At 69.9% G+C, this 22,283-nt stretch carries 20 protein-coding genes; 6 read left to right on the top strand and 14 right to left on the bottom strand.

Annotated features, from left to right (window positions below; genetic code table 11):
• The first annotated feature begins 108 nt into the window (after positions 1-108).
• Positions 109-276 carry a 50S ribosomal protein L33 gene (gene rpmG, locus YU1_RS0121650; RefSeq protein WP_029005869.1) on the top strand — a complete coding sequence of 56 codons (168 nt, stop codon included), beginning with the start codon at positions 109-111 and terminating at the stop codon, positions 274-276.
• A 399-nt stretch (positions 277-675) separates the two neighbouring features.
• Here rpmG and YU1_RS0121645 read toward each other — a convergent pair whose 3' ends face one another.
• Positions 676-1,044, bottom strand: coding sequence for a response regulator (locus tag YU1_RS0121645; RefSeq protein WP_029005868.1), 369 nt, complete (start codon positions 1,042-1,044; stop codon positions 676-678).
• 96 nt (positions 1,045-1,140) lie between these two features.
• On the opposite strand from YU1_RS0121645, the gene YU1_RS0121640 reads away from it, so the two are divergent.
• Positions 1,141-1,455 (top strand): DUF3572 domain-containing protein, encoded by a 315-nt coding sequence (locus YU1_RS0121640; protein WP_051357146.1) that lies wholly within the window; start codon positions 1,141-1,143, stop codon positions 1,453-1,455.
• Between the two features lie 5 nt (positions 1,456-1,460).
• Positions 1,461-2,759 (top strand): DNA polymerase IV, encoded by a 1,299-nt coding sequence (locus tag YU1_RS0121635; protein WP_029005866.1) that lies wholly within the window; start codon positions 1,461-1,463, stop codon positions 2,757-2,759.
• A gap of 7 nt (positions 2,760-2,766) precedes the next feature.
• Here the strand turns inward: YU1_RS0121635 and recJ are convergent, their stop codons facing one another.
• From recJ to YU1_RS0121605, 6 genes are all read right to left on the bottom strand, one after another.
• Positions 2,767-4,560 (bottom strand): single-stranded-DNA-specific exonuclease RecJ, encoded by a 1,794-nt coding sequence (gene recJ, locus YU1_RS0121630; RefSeq protein WP_342447008.1) that lies wholly within the window; start codon positions 4,558-4,560, stop codon positions 2,767-2,769.
• Between the two features lie 67 nt (positions 4,561-4,627).
• The gene (locus tag YU1_RS0121625; protein WP_029005864.1) at positions 4,628-5,878 is read right to left on the bottom strand and encodes an MgtC/SapB family protein; all 1,251 of its coding nucleotides are present in this window, start codon (positions 5,876-5,878) and stop codon (positions 4,628-4,630) included.
• A gap of 36 nt (positions 5,879-5,914) precedes the next feature.
• The gene (glpX, locus tag YU1_RS0121620; RefSeq protein ID WP_029005863.1) at positions 5,915-6,904 is read right to left on the bottom strand and encodes a class II fructose-bisphosphatase; all 990 of its coding nucleotides are present in this window, start codon (positions 6,902-6,904) and stop codon (positions 5,915-5,917) included.
• 5 nt (positions 6,905-6,909) lie between these two features.
• On the bottom strand, positions 6,910-8,220 hold the full coding sequence (locus YU1_RS0121615; protein WP_029005862.1) for a homoserine dehydrogenase: 1,311 nt from the start codon (positions 8,218-8,220) through the stop codon (positions 6,910-6,912).
• A gap of 57 nt (positions 8,221-8,277) precedes the next feature.
• Positions 8,278-9,495 carry an LL-diaminopimelate aminotransferase gene (locus YU1_RS0121610; RefSeq protein WP_029005861.1) on the bottom strand — a complete coding sequence of 406 codons (1,218 nt, stop codon included), beginning with the start codon at positions 9,493-9,495 and terminating at the stop codon, positions 8,278-8,280.
• A 144-nt stretch (positions 9,496-9,639) separates the two neighbouring features.
• Positions 9,640-9,966 (bottom strand): hypothetical protein, encoded by a 327-nt coding sequence (locus YU1_RS0121605; RefSeq protein WP_156922350.1) that lies wholly within the window; start codon positions 9,964-9,966, stop codon positions 9,640-9,642.
• A gap of 152 nt (positions 9,967-10,118) precedes the next feature.
• Between YU1_RS0121605 and YU1_RS30595 the strand changes: the two genes are divergently transcribed.
• The gene (locus YU1_RS30595) at positions 10,119-11,921 is read left to right on the top strand and encodes a class I poly(R)-hydroxyalkanoic acid synthase (RefSeq protein WP_051357144.1); all 1,803 of its coding nucleotides are present in this window, start codon (positions 10,119-10,121) and stop codon (positions 11,919-11,921) included.
• 36 nt (positions 11,922-11,957) lie between these two features.
• Here YU1_RS30595 and YU1_RS0121595 read toward each other — a convergent pair whose 3' ends face one another.
• From YU1_RS0121595 to YU1_RS0121565, 7 genes are all read right to left on the bottom strand, one after another.
• Complete coding sequence (locus YU1_RS0121595) at positions 11,958-13,463, bottom strand: fumarate hydratase (protein WP_029005859.1); 1,506 nt, start codon at positions 13,461-13,463, stop codon at positions 11,958-11,960.
• A gap of 22 nt (positions 13,464-13,485) precedes the next feature.
• Complete coding sequence (locus YU1_RS0121590) at positions 13,486-14,808, bottom strand: TRAP transporter large permease (RefSeq protein WP_029005858.1); 1,323 nt, start codon at positions 14,806-14,808, stop codon at positions 13,486-13,488.
• On the bottom strand, positions 14,805-15,428 hold the full coding sequence (locus YU1_RS30590) for a TRAP transporter small permease (protein WP_051357148.1): 624 nt from the start codon (positions 15,426-15,428) through the stop codon (positions 14,805-14,807). Before YU1_RS30590 ends, YU1_RS0121590 begins: the two co-directional genes overlap by 4 nt.
• Positions 15,429-15,633: 205 nt before the next feature.
• Complete coding sequence (locus YU1_RS0121580; RefSeq protein ID WP_029005857.1) at positions 15,634-16,635, bottom strand: TRAP transporter substrate-binding protein; 1,002 nt, start codon at positions 16,633-16,635, stop codon at positions 15,634-15,636.
• A gap of 268 nt (positions 16,636-16,903) precedes the next feature.
• Positions 16,904-17,875 (bottom strand): LysR family transcriptional regulator, encoded by a 972-nt coding sequence (locus YU1_RS0121575; protein ID WP_029005856.1) that lies wholly within the window; start codon positions 17,873-17,875, stop codon positions 16,904-16,906.
• A gap of 64 nt (positions 17,876-17,939) precedes the next feature.
• Positions 17,940-18,629 (bottom strand): class I SAM-dependent methyltransferase, encoded by a 690-nt coding sequence (locus YU1_RS0121570; protein ID WP_029005855.1) that lies wholly within the window; start codon positions 18,627-18,629, stop codon positions 17,940-17,942.
• Entirely contained in the window at positions 18,626-19,780 is a 1,155-nt protein-coding gene (locus YU1_RS0121565) for a CaiB/BaiF CoA transferase family protein (protein ID WP_029005854.1), read from the bottom strand. The genes YU1_RS0121570 and YU1_RS0121565 overlap by 4 nt, the downstream gene beginning before the upstream one ends.
• 199 nt (positions 19,781-19,979) lie before the next feature.
• On the opposite strand from YU1_RS0121565, the gene YU1_RS0121560 reads away from it, so the two are divergent.
• Positions 19,980-20,792 (top strand): HpcH/HpaI aldolase/citrate lyase family protein, encoded by an 813-nt coding sequence (locus tag YU1_RS0121560; protein ID WP_051357141.1) that lies wholly within the window; start codon positions 19,980-19,982, stop codon positions 20,790-20,792.
• A 47-nt stretch (positions 20,793-20,839) separates the two neighbouring features.
• Entirely contained in the window at positions 20,840-22,210 is a 1,371-nt protein-coding gene (locus tag YU1_RS0121555; RefSeq protein ID WP_029005852.1) for an MmgE/PrpD family protein, read from the top strand.
• The last annotated feature ends 73 nt before the right edge of the window (positions 22,211-22,283 follow it).

Raw genomic sequence — 22,283 nt, 5'->3', positions numbered from 1 at the left:
GAGGGAATTTCCGCGTCCACGAGCCGCCGCACCGGCAGCGCGTCCGTAATTCTTTACCCGCAACCGACCTCGTCGGCTTGCCCGCCGGAACGGCATCAAGGAACGACCATGGCCAAGGCTGCAACCATCAAGATCAAGCTTCTGTCCAGCGCGGACACGGGCGTGTTCTATGTCACCAAGAAGAACTCCCGCACCAAGACGGAGAAGCTGGCGATGAAGAAGTACGATCCCGTCGCGAAGAAGCACGTGGAATTCCGCGAGACCAAGATCAAGTGATCTGATCCCGCCGCGATTTGTGACCGACTAAAGGCGCCTTCCCCGGAAGGCGCCTTTTTCTTTGACCCGGCGCCCGGTCCAACACCTCGTGCGCCGACACCGCGACAGGCGTCGGCGAATCGCGACATCGATCACGGCGGACGGGACGGATTGGAGGGATGAGGTGGCCGGCGGTGGACGGACGGGGAGGCCTCCCGTGATCGTCCACCAGCCGGCCGAACCCCACGGACCCAGGAGATGCGGCGGACCTGAGCACTCCGTAGGGTTAGAACAGGGGCTGCGCGTCACGCGACGTCAGGCAACACCCGATGTTCCAACATCAGGCCAAAGCTAGCCTATGGCCGGGGGAAAGCAAAGGGCCACGCTCGGGGCGGGCGATTCCCCTGGGACGCGGACGGCTCAGCCGCCGGTGAACTGGCGCACCGTCTCCAGGAACTTCGCCACCGAGATCGGCTTGGACAGATAGGCCTCGCAGCCGCCGGCGCGGATGCGCTCCTCATCGCCCTTCATGGCGAAGGCGGTGACGGCGACCACGGGGATGGACTTCAGCTCCGCGTCCGCCTTCAGCCACTTGGTCACTTCCAGGCCCGATACCTCAGGCAATTGGATGTCCATGAGGATGAGGTCCGGCTGATGGGCGCGGGCAAGGTCCATCGCCTCAATGCCGTTGCGCGTCTCCACCGTGCGATAGCCGTGCGCCTCCAGCAGATCGTGGAAGAGCTTCATGTTGAGCTCGTTGTCTTCCACGATCATCACGGTCTTCGGCATGTGTGTTGCCCCCCGGGCCACCTTATTGCCGCTTCGCACGTGCAAGCGGATCGGACATGATGGCATAGCTAGAGACCAATCGTTGCGGAAGCGCAAATGCCCATCAAGGAACGGCCCGCCGAACGCGCGCGGGCAGACGACATCGCCCTCGCGGGCCTCTCCTTCCTCGCCGGCGACGGTGAGCGCATCGCCGGCTTCCTGGAGGCCACCGGACTCGATCCCTCGGCGCTGCGCGAGGCAGTGAAGCGGGCGGACTTCGGCGCCGGCGTGCTGGCCTATCTGCTCGCCGACGAGCCGCTGCTGCTGGTGTTCTGCGCCCATGCCGGCCTGGAGCCGCAGGCGGTGGCCCGCGCCCACGACATCCTGAGCCCGCCGGCGGACCCCGATGCCGTGGTGCGGCGGGCGCACTGAGCGCCATGGCCGGCGCGACCCGCGTCCCCGGCTTCTGCCGCGACTGCCTGGCGGATGCGGGGGACGGCCCGCGCTGCGCCGCCTGCGGCAGCCCGCGCCTGGTGCGGCATCCGCGAATCGATGAGCTGAGCGTCGCCCATGTGGATTGCGACGCCTTCTATGCGGCGGTGGAGAAGCGGGACAATCCGGCCCTCGCCGACGTGCCGCTCATCATCGGCGGCGGCACGCGCGGCGTCGTCTCCACCTGCTGCTATATCGCCCGCATCTCCGGCGTGCGCTCGGCCATGCCCATGTTCAAGGCCAAGGCGCTATGCCCCAATGCCGTGGTGCTGAAGCCCGACATGGCCAAGTACGCCGCCGTGGGCCGGCAGGTGCGGGCCATGATGCAGAGCCTGACGCCGCTGGTGGAGCCGCTGTCCATCGACGAGGCCTTCCTCGACCTCACCGGCACCGGGCGCCTGCACGGCATGAGCCCGGCCCGCGTGCTGGCGCGCTTCGCCGCCGCGGTGGAGACGGACATCGGCATCACCGTCTCGGTGGGCCTTGCCGCCAACAAATTCCTCGCCAAGACCGCATCCGAGCTGGACAAGCCGCGCGGTTATTCCGTGCTGGGACTGGAGGAAGCCCCCGCCTTCCTCGCCCCTCGGCCCGTCACCTTCATCTGGGGCGTCGGCCCCGCCTTCGGCGGCAAGCTGGCGCGCGACGGCTTCAAGCTGATCGGTGATCTCCAGCGGGCGGACGAGAAGGACCTGGCCCGCCGCTACGGCGCGGAGGGACTACGCCTGTGGCGGCTGGCGCGCGGCATCGATGCCCGCAGCGTGACCCCGGACCGGGAAGCCAAGAGCGTCTCCTCCGAGACCACCTTCGACACCGACATCCGCGACCTGCGCCCGCTGGAACAGACGCTCTATGCCCTATGCGAGAAGGTCTCGGCCCGCATGAAGCAGGCGGACCTGTCCGGCCGCTCGGTGACGCTGAAACTGAAGACCGCCGACTTTCGCCTGCGCACCCGCTCACGCGGCCTCGACAGCCCCACGCACCTGGCCGCCCGGCTCTATGCCACCGCGCACGATCTGCTGCTGAAGGAAGTGGACGGCACGCCCTTCCGTCTCATCGGCGTCGGCCTCTCCGACCTCTCGCCGGGCAGCGATGCGGACCCAGCGGACCTGGTGGACACCTCCACCCAGCGCATCAAGGCCACCGAGACCGCCATGGACGCGGTGCGGGCCAAGTTCGGCGCGGCTGCGGTGAAGCGCGGCATCCTGCTGGACGGGCCGGTGCGCGGAAAGCCCTCCGGCCGCTGAGCGCCGGTCAGCCGATCTCCGCCACGTCGCGCACCCGGAGGCCGACGCGGGTCTCGCCCTGCCAATGCTCCAGCTCCAGCGAGCCGGCCACATGCACACTGCGCCCGCGCGCACCGAGGATGGCGCGGCCGAGCGGTTCCTCCGCACAGCGGAAGGCCACCGCCTTCAGCGTGGTGCCGTCGCCCGCCGCGAGGCGCGCCCGCACATGGCCGTTGCCGAAGGTCTCCGCATAGGTGAGGCGATGGGCGGGGAAGGCGAACAGCGGCTCGGGATTGCCGGCGCCGAAAGGCCCGGCTCTCGCCACCTGTTCCAGCAGCGCCGGCGTTGCGCCGCTGGCGGTGAGCGCCCCGTCGATGATCAGTTCGCCCTCGCCGCTCGAACGCGCCACGGCGGGCGCCAGTTCGGCTTCCAGGAAGGCACGCAGGTCGCCGAGCCGGTCGCGCGCCACGGTGAGGCCGGCCGCCATGGCGTGGCCGCCGCCCTTGACCAGCATGCCCTGCTCCACGGCGGCCCGCACCGCGCGGCCGATGTCGACGCCGGGGATCGAGCGGCCGGAGCCGGTGCCGGTGTCGCCGGTGAAGGCGATGGCGAAGGCCGGGCGGTTGAAGCGCTCCTTAAGGCGCGAGGCAACGAGGCCCACCACGCCCGGATGCCAGCCGGCACCGCTCACCACGACCGTTGCGGCCCCCTCCCCGTCGATGCCGAGCGCCGCCTGGGCCTCAGCCTCGGCGTCCGCCAGGATGCCCTGCTCCACCGCCTGCCGCTCGCTGTTCAGCCGGTCGAGTTCGGCGGCGATAGCCCGCGCCTCGGCCGGGTCGCGGGTCAGCAGCAGGCGCGTGCCCAGCGTCGCGTCGCCGATGCGCCCGCCCGCATTGATCCGCGGGCCGAGCAGGAAGCCCAGATGCCAGGGGCGCGGCGGCCCATCGAGGCGGGCGCAATCCATCAGGGCGGTGAGGCCCGGCCGCTCCCGTCGCCGCAGCGCGATCAGCCCCTTCGACACGAAGGCGCGGTTGAGGCCCTTGAGCGGCACCACGTCCGCCACCGTGCCCAGCGCCACGAGATCGAGCGCGGCGAGGAGGTCCGGCGCCGGGCGCTCGGCGGTCCAGTGGCCGATCTGGCGCAGCTTGCGCAGCAGCCCGACCATGGTGACGAACACCAGCCCGACCGCGCACAGGTGCCCGAGGCCGGAGAGATCGTCCTCCCGGTTCGGATTGACGATGGCCACCGCCTCCGGCAGGTGCTCGCCGGCCTGGTGGTGGTCGATCACCACCACGTCCATGCCGAGGCGCCGGGCGGCGGCCAGCGGCTCGGCGCTGGTGGTGCCGCAGTCCACCGTCACCAGCAGGGTCACGCCCTTGGCCGCCAGTTGTTCGATGGCCCCCACATTGGGGCCGTAGCCCTCGAAGATGCGGTCGGGAATATGGAAGAACGGGTCGAGCCCCGCCGCGCGCAGCACCTCCACCAGCAGCGCGGTGGAAGTGGCGCCGTCCACGTCGTAATCGCCGAACACCGCCACCTGCTCGCCCTTGGCGGCGGCGGCGGCGATGCGGTCCACCGCCCCGCCCATGTCGGTGAGCGTGTCGGGGTCCGGCAGCAGCGCGCGGATGGTGGGATCGAGATAGGCCGGCACCTCGTCGAGATCGACGCCGCGCCCGGCGAGGATGCGGGCGACAAGGTCCGGCACATGGTGGCGCTGCGAGATGGCGAGCGCCGCCTGAGAGCCGCGCACGTCCAGCCGGTCCCGCCACACCCGGCCGGTGGCCGAGCGCGAGACCGACAGGAAGGGGCGATTCGTCAGCATCAGGTTCACGGGCGTCATGAAGACAGAGCGGGCATGCCCCGTCGAGTCCACGGGACGCAGGGCTGCCCTACGCCCGCAGGGCCAGCAGCACGCCCCCACCCGCCAGCCCGGCGAGGACGCTCACCAGCAGCAGCCGGAGCGCGTAGCCCGGCGTGCCGCCCGCCACGCCGAACACCACCCGCGCCAGCCCGTTGACCAGCAGCGCGGCGAGGATGGCGCTGCCGGCGGCCTCCGGCGCCACCGTCCCGGCCGGCAGGCGCGCGGCGTTCAGGGTCGCCACATCCACGTCGACGATGCCGATCACCGCTGAGATCACCAGCAGGCCGGCGGTGCCGACCCGTTGCAGCAGCCAGCCGGAGAGCGCGCAGACGGCGGCGAACACCGCCGCGAACACAAGCAGCGACTGGAGCTCGAACGGATTGCCCGGCTCCGTTCCCGGCGCCGCGCCGGGCTCGCGCCGGCGCATGAGCGCCACGGCGCCGAGGGCGAACACCGCCGCCGCCGCCAGCGTCGGCGGCGCCACCACGGCCAGCAGGGCGGGGGCCACCAGCGCCAGCAGGGTCAGGACGCGCAGCAGCGAGACCATGGCCGCCAGGGCCGCGCCACCCGCCAGCAGCCCGACCGGGTCGCCGGCCTTGGCCCGGCGCGCGAAGGCGATGGTCACCGAAGTGGACGACACCACTGCGCCCGCCAGCGCGCTGATGACGATGCCCACCTGCGGCCCGGCCACCTTGATGCTGACATAGCCGGCGTAGGAGATCGCCGCCGTGAGCACGGTGAACAGCCAGATCTCGCGTGGATTGACGCTGTTGAACGGGTCGATGGCGCGGTCCGGCAGCAGCGGCAGGACGATCACCGTCATGCCCAGCAGCACCAGGGCGGAGCGCAGCTCTACCCAGGTGAGGCGCCGCACCAGGCCGTGCAGCATCTCCCGGCTGGCGAGCAGGCCGGCGACCACGATGCCGCAGGCCCCCGCCACCCGGGCATCGCCCACCACCGCCAGCGCGCCGAGCGCGAACACCAGCAGCGCCGCCACGAGGCCGGTGGCGCTGAACTGCCGGCGCGCCCGCATTTCCCGCAGGCTGAAAACGGTGAAGACGGCGGCGAACACCAGGAAGCCCGCCACCAGAACCGGGGCGCCTCCCAGCGCCTGCGACACCGCCGCGAATACCCCGCCGGAGAGGCCGCACAGGGCATAGGTGCGCACGCCGGCGGCACGGCTTCCGCCGGGCCACTTGCGCGTGCGCCAGCCCCGCTCCACGCCCACCAGAAGCCCGATGCCGAGCGCGATGGCCAGCCTGACCAGAAGATCCTGCATCAGCCCCGCTCCCCGTCCGGCCGCCCCCGGGGCGGCCTAATCGTCGAAGCCGAATTTGGCGAGGTCGCGATGCTGGGTGGCGATGCGGCGCACCGTGCCGGTGGCCGCGCGCATGAGCAGCGTGTCCGTCTCCACCACCGAGCGCCCGAGGCGAACGCCCTGGAGCAGCGGCCCGTCGGTGACGCCGGTGGCGGCCACGAGGCAGTCTCCGGCCACCATGTCCTCCAAGGCATAGACCTTGGCGAAATCGCGGATGCCCTGGCGCTTGGCGAGGGTGCGCTTGTCCTCGCTGTCGAGGATGAGCCGCCCCTGCATCTGGCCGCCCATGCAGCGCAGCGCGGCGGCCGCCAGGACGCCCTCGGCCGCGCCGCCGATGCCGAGATAGATGTCGACGCCGCTCTCGCGCGGATTGGTGGTGTGGATGACGCCGGCCACGTCGCCGTCGGTGATGAGCTTGACCGAGGCGCCGACCCCGCGCACCGCCGCGATCAACCCGGCATGGCGCGGCCGGTCCAGCACCAAAGCGGTGATCTCGCTCGCCGGCACGCCCTTGGCCTCGGCCAGGGCCCGGACATTCTCCTCCGGCTTGGCGGCGAGCGAGACGATGCCCTGCGGATAGCCGGGGCCGATGGCCACCTTGTCCATGTAGACCGGCGGCGCGTTCAGCAGCGAGCCGGGCGCGGCCAGCACCATCACCGCCATGGAGCCGGGCATGTTCTTGGCGCAGAGGGTGGCGCCCTCCAGCGCGTCGGCGGCGATCTCCACCACGTCCCCGCCGCCGCCCACGCTCTCGCCGATGAACAGGTGGGCCACTTCGCCCTCGACGCCGGAGCCGATCACCACGCGCCCGCTGACCGGCATATGGCCGAGCTCGGCATAAGCGGCATTGGTGGCCGCCTCCTCCGCCGACTGTTCGTCGCCGCGCCCGCGCCAGACCGCCGCCGCCACGGCCGCCCGCTCGGTGACGCGCACCATTTCGAGCGCGAGGCGGCGGTCCAGTTGCTGCGGCACGCGGGAGGCGGACATGGGGCCTAGTCCTTTTCGATCCGGATCACCTGAGGCTCGCCGACGATCACCCCATCGGCCTCGATGGCGGCCATGGCCCGGCGCACCGCGTCTTCCGTGGTGGCGTAGGTGATGAGGATCACGCCCACGTCGTCCGGTCCGGAGGCGGAGGCGCCATGGGGCCGGGGCGGCCGGCGCTGCACGATGGATTCGAGCGAGATGCCCTCCTCCGCCATGCGCCGGGCGATGGTGGCCGCCGTGCCCGGCTTGTTCACCGCCGCGACACGGATGTAGTAGCCGCCCTCGTGCCGCTGCATGGGCGCGCGGGGCGAGGATTGCAGCGCCGCCACCGGCAGGCCGAAGGCGAAGCCGCCGTTGCCGCGCGCCACGTCGATCAGGTCGCCCACCACCGCCGAAGCGGTGGCCGCGCCGCCGGCGCCGGGGCCCACCAAAGTGAGGTTCACCGCATCGCCGTCCACCGCCACCGCATTGGTGACGCCGGAGACCTGGGCGATGGGCCAGTGCTTGGGCACCATGGTCGGGTGCACGCGCTGCTCGATGCCTTCCTCGGTCCGGACCGCGACGCCGAGCAGCTTCACCTTGAAGCCCAGTTCGTCGGCGGCTTCGAGATCGGCCAGGGTCAGCGAGCGGATGCCCTCCACATAGATGGCGTCCGCATCCACCTTGCTGCCGAAGGCGAGGCTGGTGAGCAGCGACAGCTTGTGGGCAGTATCGTAGCCGTCGATGTCGAAGCTGGGATCGGCCTCCGCATAGCCGAGGCGCTGGGCCTCCGCGAGGCAGGTGTCGAACGCCATCTTCTCGTCCGCCATGCGGGTGAGGATGTAGTTGCAGGTGCCGTTGAGGATGCCGGAGACGCGCTCGATGCGGTTGCCGCCCAGCGCCTCGCGCAGCGTCTTCACGATGGGGATGCCGCCCGCCACCGCCGCCTCGAAATGCAGCGTGGCGCCGGACGCCTCGCCCACCTCGGCAAGCTCCAGGCCGGCGCGGGCCAGCAGCGCCTTGTTGGCGGTGACCACCGGCCGTCCGGCCGCCAGGGCGGCGGCGACCGCGGCCTTGGCCGGATCGCCCTCCCCGCCCATCAGTTCGACGAACACGTCGATCTCCGGGTCGCGCGCCAGCGCCACCGGATCGTCATGCCAGCGCACGCCGGACAAATCGATGCCCCGGTCCTTGCCCTTGCTGCGGGCGGACACGGCGACAACCTTCACGCTGCGGCCGGTGCGCGCCTCGATCTCGGCGGCGCGGCGCTCCAGCATCTGCACGACAGCGACGCCGACCGTGCCGAGGCCAGCCAGCCCAACTCTCAATTGGCTCATGGAACGAACGGATGTCCTGTTGAGGGGCCGCAGCCCGGACGGGCCGCGGCGGATGCGTCAGCGGGCGGCGGACAGCGGCACGACATTGTGCAGCGTCCCCGCCTGCTCGAAGAAGCGGCGGATGTTGCGCGCGGCCTGGCGGATGCGCTGCTCGTTCTCGACCACGGCGATGCGCACATAGTCGTCGCCATGCTCGCCGAAGCCGACGCCCGGCGCCACCGCCACCTCGGCCTTCTCGATCAGCAGCTTGGAGAATTCCACGCTGCCCATGGCCCGGAAGGGCTCAGGGATCGGCGCCCAGGCGAACATGGAGGCCTTCGGCACCGGAATGTCCCAGCCGGCGCGGCCGAAGCTGTCCACCATGGCGTCACGGCGGCGCTTGTAGGTCTCGCGCATCTCGGCGATGCACTCCTGCGGGCCATTGAGCGCCGCGGCGGCCGCCACCTGGATCGGCGTATAGGCGCCGTAGTCGAGATAGGACTTCACCCGCGACAGCGCGGCGATGAGCCGCTCGTTGCCGACCGCGAAGCCCATGCGCCAGCCGGCCATGGAGAAGGTCTTCGACATGGAGGTGAACTCCACCGTCACGTCCATGGCGCCCGGCACCTGGAGCACGGACGGCGGCGGCTCGTTGTCGTCGAAATAGAGTTCGGCATAGGCGAGGTCGGACAGGACGATGAGGTCGTTCTTCTTCGCGAAGGCCACCACGTCCTTGTAGAAATCGAGGCTCGCCACCGTTGCCGTGGGGTTGGACGGATAGCACACCACCACCGCGATCGGCTTGGGGATGGAGTGCTGCACCGCCCGTTCCATGGCGTGGAAGAACTGCGCGTCCGGCTCCACCGGCACCGAGCGGATGACGCCGCCGGCCATCAGGAAGCCGAAGGCGTGGATCGGATAGGACGGGTTCGGCGTCAGGATCACGTCGCCCGGCGCGGTGATGGCCTGCGCCATGTTGGCGAAGCCTTCCTTCGAGCCCAGCGTGGCCACCACCTGGGTGTCGGGATTGAGCTTCACCCCGAAGCGGCGCTCGTAATAGGCTGCCTGCGCGCGGCGCAGGCCGGGGATGCCCTTGGAAGCCGAATAGCGGTCGGTGCGCGGCTTGCCGATGGTTTCCTTGAGCTTCTCGATGACGTGCGCCGGCGCGTCGAGATCGGGGTTGCCCATGCCGAGGTCGATGATGTCGACGCCGTTGTTGCGGGCGGCGGCCTTCACACGGTTCACCTGCTCGAACACATAGGGCGGCAGCCGGCGAATACGGTGAAAGTCAGTCATGACACAAGCTCCAACGGCCGCGCATCTCAGCTCCCGGCGCGGCGAACGGCCCTTTTAACACTCTTCCGTGAATCAAAAACCACCCATTGCGGCGGTTTTACCACCGGAGCGGCGGATCTGCCGGCTTCCGGTGCCCTTGGCGCCTCAGGTGCCCTTCTCGATGGCCTGCTCCAGGCTCTTGCCATTATCCTTGGACAGGGTTTCCAGATCCTTCTGGAGCTTGGCCTGGGCGTCCGGGGTCAGCACCGGCATCCGCTTCACGTCGGGGGCACCGAGGGTCGGATAGGCGGTGGGCTCCACCTTGGGCACGTCCGGCACGTGCGGATTCAGGAAGGCCAACGGGGAATCGCCCGCGCAGCCGGCGAGCGCCAGCGCGGCGGCCAGCACGGCGGCGCGCAGCCCCAACCGCACGGCGCGGGAGGCGTCCTTATGCGTGACCGGCAGGCGCAACGCGCCGCGTTCTGGCCTCATGCCCATCCCATCCTCACAACTCGGCGGACCTGCGCCCGTCTGCCACTCGCCCCCGCTTGATGGCCGCATTAATATGACCAAAGCTGACGGCGCGAAACAGATCCGTCGGAAAAACGATCTATAACGGACGGAACCGTCTCAAGGAATCCCTTATGGCCCCGCCGAGCGACGTCACCACCAAGGCTCCCCCCGCCTCCATGAACGTGGAGGCCTTCGCCCAGAACCTCGCCAAGCTGGTGGAGGAAGGCGGCAAGGCCGTCGCGGCCTACATGCGCCCGCGCGAGGAGGGCAAGGCCGACGACATGAGCGACGACATCGCCGATGCGCTGAAAACCATCGGCGAGGTGGCGAACTACTGGATGTCCGATCCCAAGCGCTCGCTGGACGCCCAGGTGCGGCTGATGACCGGCTACATGGGCGTGTGGGCCTCGGCGCTGAAGAAGCTGGCCGGCGAGCAGGCGGAAGCCGCGGCGAAGAGCGATCCCAAGGACGCCCGCTTCAAGGACCCGGACTGGGAAAGCCCGTTCTTCGACGCGCTGAAGCAGACTTACCTCGTCACCAGCCATTGGGCCGAGGCCATGGTGGAAGAGGCCGAGGGCCTCGACCCGCACGTGAAGCACAAGGCCGAGTTCCTGGTGCGCCAGCTCTCGAACGCCGTGTCGCCGTCCAATTTCGTGATGACCAATCCGGAGCTGATCCGCGAGACCATCGCCTCCAGCGGCGAGAATCTGGTGCGCGGCATGAAGAACCTCGCCGAGGACCTGGCCGAGGGCGGCGGCGACCTCAAGATCCGCCAGACCGACATGGGCGCGTTCGAGGTAGGCCGCAACCTGGCGCTCAGCCCCGGCAAGGTGATCTACGAGACCGAGCTGATGCAGCTCATCCAGTATGCTCCCGCCACCGAGACGGTGAAGAAGATCCCCGTGCTGCTGGTGCCGCCGTGGATCAACAAATTCTACATCCTCGACCTCAACCCGGAAAAATCCCTCATCAAGTGGATGGTGGACAGCGGGCTGACGGTGTTCGTGATCTCCTGGGTCAATCCGGACGCCCGCCTCGCCGCCAAGGGGTTCGACGACTACATGCGCGAAGGCATCTTCGCCGCACTCGACGCGGTGGAGAAGGCCACCGGCGAGCACCAGGCGCACACCATCGGCTATTGCGTCGGCGGCACGCTGCTGGCGGTGACGCTGGCCTACATGGCGGCCACCGGCGACGACCGCGTCGCCAGCGCCTCCTTCCTCACCACCCAGATCGACTTCACCCATGCGGGCGACCTGAAGGTGTTCGTGGACGAGGCGCAGCTCGAAGTGATCGAGCGGCGCATGAAGGAAATGGGCTATCTCGAAGGAAAGAAGATGGCCGATGCCTTCAACATGCTGCGGTCGAACGACCTGATCTGGCCCTATGTGGTCAACAATTACATGAAGGGCAAATCGCCTTTCCCGTTCGATCTGCTGTTCTGGAACGCCGATTCCACGCGCATGCCGGCGGCGAACCATTCCTATTACCTGCGCAACTGCTATCTGCAGAACAACATCGCAAAGGGTCTCGCCGAGATCGCCGGGGTCAAGATCGACGTCGGCAAGGTGCAGGTCCCGGTCTATTCCCTGGCGACGCGGGAGGACCATATCGCCCCGGCCATGTCGGCCTATATCGGTGCCGGCCTGCTGGGCGGGCCGGTGCGCTTCGTGCTGGCCGGCTCCGGCCACATCGCCGGCGTGGTCAACCCGCCGGCCAAGCAGAAGTACCAGTACTGGACCGGCGGCGAGGTGGGCGGCGACTACCACGGCTGGCTGGAGAACGCGCAGGAGCACAAGGGCTCCTGGTGGCCGGACTGGCTGCAGTGGTTCTCCGCTTTGCACCCGGACGAGGTGCCGGCCCGCGAGCCGGGCGGCGGCGCCTTCAATCCCATCGAGGACGCGCCCGGCCGCTATGTGAAGGAACGTTCCTGAGCACCCGGCCGGGGGGCTGCCCCTCGGCCCGCTTCCTCAGGCCGAGCGCCGCCATTGGGCGGGCCCGGTGACGTGGACCGAGCGGCCGCCGGCATCCACGGCGACCGTCACCGGCATGTCCTCCACGACGAATTCGTGGATCGCCTCCATGCCAAGGTCAGGGAAGGCGAGCACCCGCGCGCTCTTGATGGCCTTCGACACCAGATAGGCCGCCCCGCCCACCGCGATCAGCGAGGCCGCCTTGTGGCGGGCGATGGCTTCCACCGCCGCGGGGCCGCGCTCGCCCTTGCCGATCATCGCCAGCAGCCCGGTGGCGGCGAGGATCTCCTCCACATAGCCGTCCATGCGGGTGGCGGTGGTGGGACCGGCGGGGCCGACCGCCTCCTCGCGCACCGCCTGCACCGGGCCGACATAATAGAGCACGCGGTCCTTCAGGCTGACCGGCAGGTCCTGCCCGGCGCGCAGCAGCTCCACCATGCGCTGGTGGGCGGCGTCGCGCCCGGTCAGCAGGTGACCGGAAAGCAGCAGTTTCTCGCCCGGCTGCCAGCCGGCCACGTCGGCGCGGGTGAGCGTGTCGAGATCGACCTTCCGGGCAGCGACGCCGGCCTGTTCCAGCACGATCTGCGGCCAGAGCGCCAGATCCGGCGGGTCGAGCCGCACCGGGCCGGAGCCGTCGAGCACGATATGGGCATGGCGGTTGGCGGCGCATTGCGGGATCAGCGCCACGGGCTTGGAGGCCGCGTGGCAGGGAAAGCGGGCGATCTTCACGTCCACCACGGTGGTGAGCCCGCCCAGTCCCTGCGCGCCGATGCCGAGCGCGTTGATCTTCTCATAGAGCTCGATGCGCAGTTCCTCCTCCTTGCTGGAGGGACCGCGCGCCAGCAGGTCGCTCATGTCGATGGGCGCCAGCAGCGCCTCCTTGGCCAGCAGCATGGCCTTCTCGGCGCTGCCGCCGATGCCGAGGCCGATCATGCCCGGCGGGCACCAGCCGGCGCCCAGTTCCGGCACCGTCTTCAGCACCCAGTCCACCACCGATGCGGCGGGGTTGAGATTGACGAAGCGCGCCTTGTTCTCCGAGCCGCCGCCCTTGGCAGCGACGGTGATCTCCACCGTGCGCCCCGGCACCAGCTCCACATGCACCACGGCCGGGCCGTTGTCGCCGGTGTTGCGGCGGTCGAACAGGGGGTCGCCCACCATGGAGGCACGCAGCGGGTTGTCGGCGTGGAGATAGGCCCGGCGCACCGCCTCGTCGATCAAGGCGGCGAGCGGGCGCGCGGTGTCGAAGCGCACCTCCATGCCCACCTTCACGAAGGCCACCACGAGGCCGGTGTCCTGGCAGATCGGCCGGTGGCCGAGCGCCGCCATGCGCGAGTTCAGCAGGATCTGCCCGATGGCATCCTTCGCCGCCGGCGACCTCTCCCGCTCATAGGCGCGGGAGAGGTGGGCGATGAAGTCCGGCGGATGGAAATAGGAGATGTATTGCAAGGCGTCGGCGACGCTGGCGATGACATCTTCCTCGGCGATGACCACCTGCGGTGTCATGCAGTCTTCCCCTTGGAGCCGCTCACATGCCCATGAGGCGCGGCAGGAACAGCGAGACCGCCGGAATGTAGGTCACGATGGCCAGGAACACGAGCATGGCCAGCAGCCACGGCATCACCGCGACCGTCAGTTCGCTGATCCCCATCTTGGTGATGCCCGACGCCACGTAGAGGTTCAGCCCCACGGGCGGATGACACATGCCCACCTCCATGTTGACCACGATCATGATGCCGAAGTGCAGCGGGTCGATGCCGAGGCGCACCGCAACCGGGGTCAGGATCGGCGCCATGATCAGCACGATGGAGGACGGCTCCATGACGTTGCCGGCCATCAGCAGCAGGAGGTTCACCACCAGCAGGAAGCCGATGGGGCCGAGCCCCAGGTCCACCATCCACTGCGTCATCGCCTGCGGGATGTTCTCATTGGTCATCAGGAAGGAGAACAGCGCCGCGTTGGAGATGATGTAGAGCAGCATGGCCGACATGCTGGCGCTGGACAGCAGCACCCTGGGCACGTCCTTCAGCGACATGTCCTTGTAGACGAACACGGCGATGATGAAGGCGTAGACCGCCGCCACCGCCGCCGCCTCGGTGGGGGTGAACATGCCGGCATAGATGCCGCCCATCACGATGACGATCAGCAGCAGGCCCCAGACGGAATCGCGAAACGCCGTCCACCGTTCCGCCAGGCTGGCGCGCGGCAGGCGCGGATAGCCGTTCTTCCACGCCCGGTACCAGGTGGTGAGGCCGAGGATGAAGGCCAGCATCAGACCCGGCACCACGCCGGCGATGAACAATTGTCCGATGGAAGCCGACGTCACGCGCTCGCCGGACGGTCCCGTCATCTGCATGCCGGTGGTGGCCACCGCATACATCACCATGACGATGGACGGCGGAATGAGGATGCCCAGCGCGCCGGAGGTGGTGACCACGCCGGCACCGAAGCGCGGCGGAAAGCCCTGTGCCTGCATCGCCGGCAGGATGATGGAGCCGATGGCCACCACGGTCGCCGGCGAGGAGCCGGACACCGCCGCGAACAGGGCGCAGGCCAGCACGCCCGCGAGCCCGAGGCCCCCGTGCCAGTGGCCGATCAGCGAGGTGGCGAAGTTGATGAGCCGCCGCGCCACCCCGCCGTGGGTGAGGAAGTTGCCGGCCAGGATGAAGAACGGGATCGCCATGATCTCGAACTTCTCGATGCCGGTGAACAGCTTCTGCGCGACGATATCGACCGGAATGCTGGTCAGGGTGAAGACGAAGGTCAGCACCGTGAGGCCGAGCGCGATGGAGATCGGCATGCCCGTCCCCATCAGCAGGACGAACAGGCCGAAGATGATGAGAGCGCTCACCGGCGGACCTCCTTCGGGAACAGGTCGCTGTCGGTGATGCCGGGCGGGTCGTCGAGCCCGTCCACATGGCCGTGGTCATGGGAGGGCAGTTCGCCGGTGCGCCAGAACCAGAAGGCCACCTGAAGGAAGCGGAAGCACATGAGATAGGAGCCGATGGGGATGGCGAGATAGGCGATCCAGGACGGCATCTCCATCTCCGGCGTGGTGTCGCCGAAGCCGTAGCGCGCCATCACGAACTTGAGGCCGAAGGTGCCGACCACGGCGGTGAACAGCGCCCCGCACATCAGGCCGAACAGGATCAGCGCCTTGCGCGGGCGGTCCTTGAGCCGGTTCACCAGCACGTCGACGCCCACATGGATGCCGGTGCGCACGCCATAGGCGGCGCCGATCTTGGCCATCCAGACGAACATGAGGATGCAGGCTTCCTGCGCCCAGCCCAGGTCGAAGCCGTGCACGTAGGGATAGAGCACGCGGATGCCGGAGGCGTAGCGCTGCATCACGGCGACGAAGATCAGCAGCGTCGCCGAGGCGATCAGCACCGAGATCAGCGTCTCTTCCAGATGGTCCAGCAGATGCGCCAAGGCGGTGCCGAGCCCGTCGGCGCGGATCTTCACCACCATGTAGGCGACGAAGACCACCGCCGTGAACGCCAGCATCACGTAGAACTTGTGAAGTGGGTCTTCCATTCCCCGTCCCTTCGGCCTGAGGCCGCGCGCCGCCACCCGGCGCGGGGCCCGATGGCGGATGTTTCGTCGTGCGCAGAGGTGGAAAAGCCCACGCCGGCAGGCGTGGGCGGAGCGTGCGGAACCGTGGGTGCGCGGGCCGTTAGTGGCCGGCGGCCTTGGTTTCCTTCAGCACCATGTCGATGGTGTCCTGGCCGATGCGGCTGGCCATCTCGCCATAGACCGGCTCCAGCGCCTTGCGGAAGGCGGCGGTCTCTTCGGGCGTCGGCACGCGGATGGCGATGCGGCCGGACTTCTTCATCTCCGCCAGCGCGTCGTCATTCTCGGTCTGGGAGATGGAATTGGCATAGACGGTGGCTTCCGCCATCGCCTTCTCCAGCTGGGCGCGGGTGTCCGCCGGCAGGCCGTCCCAGAAGCTCTTGTTCACGATCACCGCATAGCCGATGTAGCCGTGGTTGGTGACCAGCGCATACTTCTGCACTTCATAGTGCTTCTGCGTGTACATGTTGGACGGCGTGTTCTCCGAGCCGTCCACCACACCGGTCTGCATGGCCTGGTAGACTTCCGAGAAGGCCATCACCTGCGGCAGGGCGCCCAGGGCGCGGAACTGCGCCTCCAGCACCTTGGAGGACTGGATGCGCATCTTCAGGCCCTGGAAGTCGGTCGGCTTCACGAGCGGCGTATTGGCGCTCATGATCTTGAAGCCGTTGTCCCAATAGGCGAGCCCCTTGATGCCCTTGGGCTCCAGCTTCTCGAACAGCTTCTTGCCCACCTCGCCCTGGGTGACCTTCTGCAGCACGTCCTTGTCGGGGAAGATGTAGGGCAGGTCGAACACCTCGAACGCCCGCGCGCCGAGCGGCCCGAACTTGGCCAGCGAGGGGGCCAGCATCTGCACCGCGCCGAGCTGGAGCGCCTCCATCTCCTCCTTGTCCTTGTAGAGCTGGGAGTTGGGATAGATCTCCACCTTCACCTTGCCGGCGGTGTACTTCTCGGCCAGCTCCTTGAACTTGTCCGCGCCCTTGCCCTTCGGCGTGTCGGGAGCGACCACATGGCTGAACTTGATGACGATCTGCTGCGCATAGGCGGCCGGCGTGCCCAGCAGCGCCGCGGCGGCGACCATCGCGCTGAATACGAACCTGTTCATTGGCGTCTCTCCCAAGGCGTTCCGTTGATCCGCCCCTCTGTGCGGGCGCAGGCCCAGGGGTCTTGGCGCGGCTCGTCGATGCGATCCGCCGGACGCACTATGGCGCCCTTTCACTGTCCGGCACATAGTCTTCGGCCGGAGCCGCATCATAACGCCGTCGTGCGCCCATGATGGCCCCGCCCGTCCCGCACGAGCCCGATACCGGCATGTTGCAAAACGGGGAGGCCAGAACCAAAGACGATTTCACGCTGATGCGCATAAGCCGATGTTATAGCCGCCGCCCGGCGGCATGCTCGGGACGCGCCTCGCCGGCCAGCGACGCATGCCAGACGCCGTCCTGAACCAGTTGCACCAGGGTGGCATAGGCGAGGTCCTCGATCACCCGCACCGCCTTGGACAAGGGCCGGTCGCTGGGGCGCACCACGTGCAGGTCGCGTGTCAGCACCGGCACACCCACGGGCCAGGTCTTCAGCCGCCCGTCCAGCACCTCGCGCTGCACGGCGGCGGCGGGCAGGATGGCATAGCCGAGCCCGCCTTCCACCAGCAGCTTGATCTGGCCGTAGGTGTCGAGGTCGATCACCGTGTCGAGCCGCACCGCCTCGGCCGCCGCCCGCTCGTCGATGAGGTCGCGCAGGCCGTGGCCGGGGCTGGGCAGGATCAGCGTGAGGCCGGCCAGCGCCGGGAACGGCACCGGGCCTTCGGGCGGATGGGGATGGCCCATGGGCGCCACCGGCCCCAGCAGGCACAGGTCCTCGGAGAGCACGTGGCGGGCTTCCAGGCCGCGGTCGGTCACGGTGCGGTAGAGCACGCCGAGGTCAATCTTGCCCTCGCGCAGCCAGTCGAGCACGAAACCGCTCATGGCCTCGGCCACCCGCAGCTTCACCTTGGGATAGCGCCGCCGGGCCTCGGTGATGAGCGGCACGCAGATCATCTGGCTGATGGTGCCGGGCAGGCCGAATCGCACCTCGCCCTCGGGCTCCGCCTGCTGGCCGATCACCGCCTCGCGGGCGACCTCCATCTGGGCCAGCATGCCGCGCGCGTGGCGCAGCAGCGTCTCGCCCGCCTGCGTCGGCAGCACGCCGTGCGGGCTGCGGAACAGCAGCTCGACGCCGAGGTCGCTCTCCATGTTGCGCACGTGCTGGCTCAGCGCCGGCTGGGCGATGTGCAGCCGCTGCGCCGCCTTGGAAAAGGACCCGGCCTCGACGATGGCGACGAAATAGCGAAGCTGACGCAGGTCCACGGGCAAACCGGGCTGGAGGGGCAGAGGTTTCCCTTATACCGCCCCCTTCCAGCCGATCGCAAACCTATGACGCCGACGCCGCCCGCAGCAGGTGGGCGCGGTGCGGCTGGAGCAGGGTGAAGCCCTCGCCGTTCGGCTCCCCGACCTCGCGAATGATGGCCGCCACGCTGTCCGCCTCGCGCTCGGCGATGGCGGCGCGGGCAGGATCCACCTCCACCACCCTGGCCAGGAAGGCGGCCGTGGAGGGAAACGCCCGCCGGTCGTCATATTCGATCTCGGCGGAAAGCCGCAGGCGGCCGGCGGCCAGCGCGGCGGCGATCGCCGCCTGGGCCTCGGCGCGAATCTGGGTCTCGTCGTCCACCAGCCGCACGGCGGCGAAGAAGGAGCCCTCCGCCAGCGGCTCGATGACCAGCAGGGGGCCGGCGCTCACCCGCGCCGCCTCGCCGAGCGCGCGGTCCATGAGCGGGCCGGGCACATGGTGCAGGGCGTTGAGAATCACCACCGCGTCGAACGCCCCGTCCGCATAGGGCAGGCTTTCCGCCCCGGAGGTCTCGAACGTGGCGTCCGGCACCGCCGCCCGGGCGGCGGCGACCGCCTCCGCCTGCGGGTCGATGCCGGTGACCTTGGCCCCACGCTTGGCCAGCGCGCGGGCGAGCGCGCCGTGGCCGCAGCCCACGTCGAGGATGCGGCGGCCTTCGAACGGGCCGAGATAGTCTTCGATCACCGACAGGGTGGTGCGCACGTCGCGGCTCATGGACGGGAAGTCTCCTGCAAGGGGGCCACCGCGCCGAACTCGGCCCGGAGCGACGCGGACTGGGCGCCCAGCGCCGGGACCGGGCCGGGATGCGGCGGGGTGCTGTCCACCAGCGCCCCGGGCGCCAGCATGCGCACGGGGCCGGTGGGCGTGTCCACCTCCACATAGCGGTTCTGTGGATGGGCGGCCAGATCCTCCAGCGAGGACACCCGGCCATAGGCGATGCGCGCCGCCTCCAGCCGCTCCACCACCTGGTCCCGCGACAGCGCGCCGAACACCGCGTCGATCTCGCCGTTGAGCGCCGCGCGGGCGGCGACGCGGGCGGAATTGTCGGCGAAGCGGGGCTCGGCGGCGAGGTCGGGCTTGCCCAGCACGTCGCGGCAGAACAGCACCCATTCCCGCTCGTTCTGGATCGAGAACAGCACCGCCTTGCCGTCGCCGCAGGCATAGGCGCCATAGGGCGCGATGGTGGGATGGGTCAGGCCGGCGCGCGCCGGCACCTTGCCGCCGTAGACATATTGCAGGTACGGCACGTTCATCCAGTCGGCCAGCGCATGGAACAGCGAGACGGCGATGTGCCGCCCCTGCCCGGTGCGCTCGCGCGCATAGAGCCCCTGGAGCACCGCCTGGAAGGCGGTCATGCCGGCGGAGATGTCGCACACCGACACCCCGACCCGCGCCAGCCCCTCCGGATTGCCGGTGATGCTGGACAGGCCGCTCTCCGCCTGCACCAGCAGGTCATAGGCCTTCAGGTCGCGATACGGCCCGTCCTCGCCATAGCCGGAGATGGAGCAGGTGATGAGGCGCGGGTTCGCCGCCCGGAGCTCCGCCGGGGCGAAGCCGAGGCGGTCGATCACCCCCGGCGCCAGGTTCTGGATGAACACGTCGGCCTTGGCGACCATGGCCGCCAGAACGGCGCGGTCGTCCGCCTGCTTGAGGTCGAGGCAGACGGATTCCTTGCCCCGGTTGAGCCAGACGAAATAGGCGCTCTCGCCATGCACCAGGCTGTCGTAGCCGCGGGCGAAATCCCCCTCCGGCCGCTCCACCTTGATGACCCGCGCGCCGGCCTCGGCGAGGCGCCCGGAGAGATAGGGCGCGGCGACCGCCTGTTCGACGGAAACGACGAGCAACCCGTCAAGATCATTCGGCATGGCGCAGGCAACCTATAGGACGCAGGGACGCCGCACGGCAGGCATCGCCCCCAAGGGAAGGCCGGCCAGGGCGGCGCCACGCTAGGCCGAGGCCGCCGCCCGCGTCATATAGGACTTTCCTATAAGCCCGCGCGCAAATCGCTATTTGCGCCGCCGCCGCCAGACGGCACTCTGCCGCCCTGCCCTGTCAGGATGCCCCATGAGCGACTTTCTCCGCACCGACCGCCTCGTGGTCCTGTTCGTCCCCGGCGACCGCCCCGAGCGGTTCGGCAAGGCGCTCGCCGCCGGCGCCGACGCGGTGATCGTCGATCTGGAGGATGCAGTGGCCACCGAGGCCAAGGCGCAGGCCCGCGCCGCCATCGCCGCCCACTGGCCGGCGGAAGGCCGCCTGCTGCTGCGCGTGAACGGCAGCGGCACGCCCTTCCTCGCCGACGACCTCGCCCTCGCCCGCACCCTCCGGCTGGCCGGCATCGTGCTGCCCAAGGCCGAGCAGGCGCAGGATGTCGCCGCCGTGGAGGCCGCCGTGCCGGGCGTGCCGGTCATCCCGCTGATCGAGAGCGGGCTCGGCCTTGCCAATGCCCGCGCCATCGCCGCCGCCCCCGGCGTGGCGCGCCTCGCCTTCGGCTCCATCGATTATTGCGCCGACCTCGGCAGCGCCCACACCCGCGAGGCGCTGCTCATGGCGCGCTCGGAACTGGTGCTCGCCTCCCGCCTCGCCGGCCGGGCCGGCCCAATCGACGGCGTCACCACGGCGGTGGCCGACGCGGCGCTGGCGCAGGACGATGCCGCCTATGCCGCCATGCTCGGCTTTGCCGGCAAGCTGTGCATCCATCCCAGCCAGATCGCGCCGGTGATGGCCGGCTTCGCCCCCAGCGCGGACGAGATCGCCTGGGCGCGGCGCATCCTGGACGCCATGGCGCAGGGCGGCGGCGCGGTGAAAGTGGACGGCGCCATGGTGGACGCGCCCGTGCGCCTGCGCGCCGAAAGCATCCTGCGGCGCTCCGCCACCTGATCGCCCGCGCGCCGCGCGCGACCCGAACGTCCAGAAGGAGGCCAGTCATGGCGCACGAAACCCGCACCCTCGCCGCCTTCGCGGCCAGCCTCGCGTTCGAACATCTGCCGCCGGAGGTGGTGGCGCGGGCCGAGCGCCTGGTGCTCGACTATCTCGGCAACATCGTGCGTGGCGGCGCCGAGGCCGATTCCAGCGCGCCGCTGCGCCAGACCCTCGCCCGCCTCGGCCTCGACGGCCCCGGCGCCGCCACCGTGGCCGGCAGCGGACGGACCTACGCGCCGCCCGTCGCCGCCTTGCTCAACGGCGTCTACGGCCATTCGCTCGATTTCGACGATACCCACGCCGCCAGTTCCCTGCACCCCAGCGCGCCGGTGGTCTCGGCCGCGCTGGCGGCGGCCGAGATGACGGGGGCGGACACCCGCACCTTCCTCGCCGCCGTGGTGGCGGGCTATGAGGTCTGCTGCCGCCTCGGCCTCGCGGTGGACCCCACCGCCCATTACGCGCGCGGCTTCCACCCCACTGCCACCACCGGCGTGTTCGCGGCGGCGGCCGCCGCCGGCCGGATCTTCGGCCTTGATGCCGACCGCATGGTGACGGCGTTCGGCATCGCCGGTAGCCAGGCGGCCGGTTCTCTGCAATTCCTCGCCAACGGCGCCTGGACCAAGCGCTACCAGGTGGGCGCCGCCGCCATGAACGGCCTCGTCGCCGCCAGCCTTGCCCTGGACGGCTTCAAGGGCTCCATCGAAGCGCTGGAAGGCACCCACGGCTTCTTCCAGGGCTATAGCGGCGCCCCGCGCCCCGAAGAGGCGGTGAAGGGCCTCGGCCAGCATTGGGAGACGCTGGAGATCGCGCTCAAGCCCTACCCGAGCTGTCGCTACACCCATGCGGCCCTCGACGGCCTGCTGGCGCTGCGCGCGGAACTGGGCCTCAAGGCAGAGGACATCCGCGCGGTCACGGTCGGCCTGCATCCCAACGGCATCACCCTCACCGGCGCCCCGCTGGCCGACAAGCGCCGGGCGCGGACGGTGGTGGACGGCCAATTCTCCATGCCCTTTACCGCCGCCGTGGCGCTCGACCAGGGCAGCTTCGGCTGGGACGACTACCGCCGCCTCGGCGACCCCGGCTTGGATGCTCTGGCGGACCGCATCGACGTGGTGCGCGACCCCTCGCTGGAGGGCCTCGCCCATCCCTTCGGCGCGACGCTGAAGCTCTCCTTCGCCGGTGGCGAGGTAGAGCGCCGCATTCCCGATCCCTCCGGCGAGCCGCACCTGTTCCCGAACGATGCCGGTCTCAAAGCGAAGTTCCTCACCTTGGCCGAGCCGATCCTCGGGACGGAGGCTGCGGCGCTCGCCGAGGCGACACTGGCCCTGTCGCAGGCCCGGCCGGTGGCCGACTGGAGCCGGCTGGCGCGCCCCTGAGCGGCGGACGCGCGCCCGCGGGCTTCGGCCCGGCGGGGGCTCCGCCCGGAGGGTGATCCGTGCCATTGTCGCG

This window comes from Azorhizobium doebereinerae UFLA1-100 (assembly GCF_000473085.1).
In the GTDB taxonomy this organism is placed as follows: domain Bacteria; phylum Pseudomonadota; class Alphaproteobacteria; order Rhizobiales; family Xanthobacteraceae; genus Azorhizobium; species Azorhizobium doebereinerae.
Note: the sequence above shows the minus strand (reverse complement) of the source record. Positions and strands in the feature narration are given on the sequence as shown.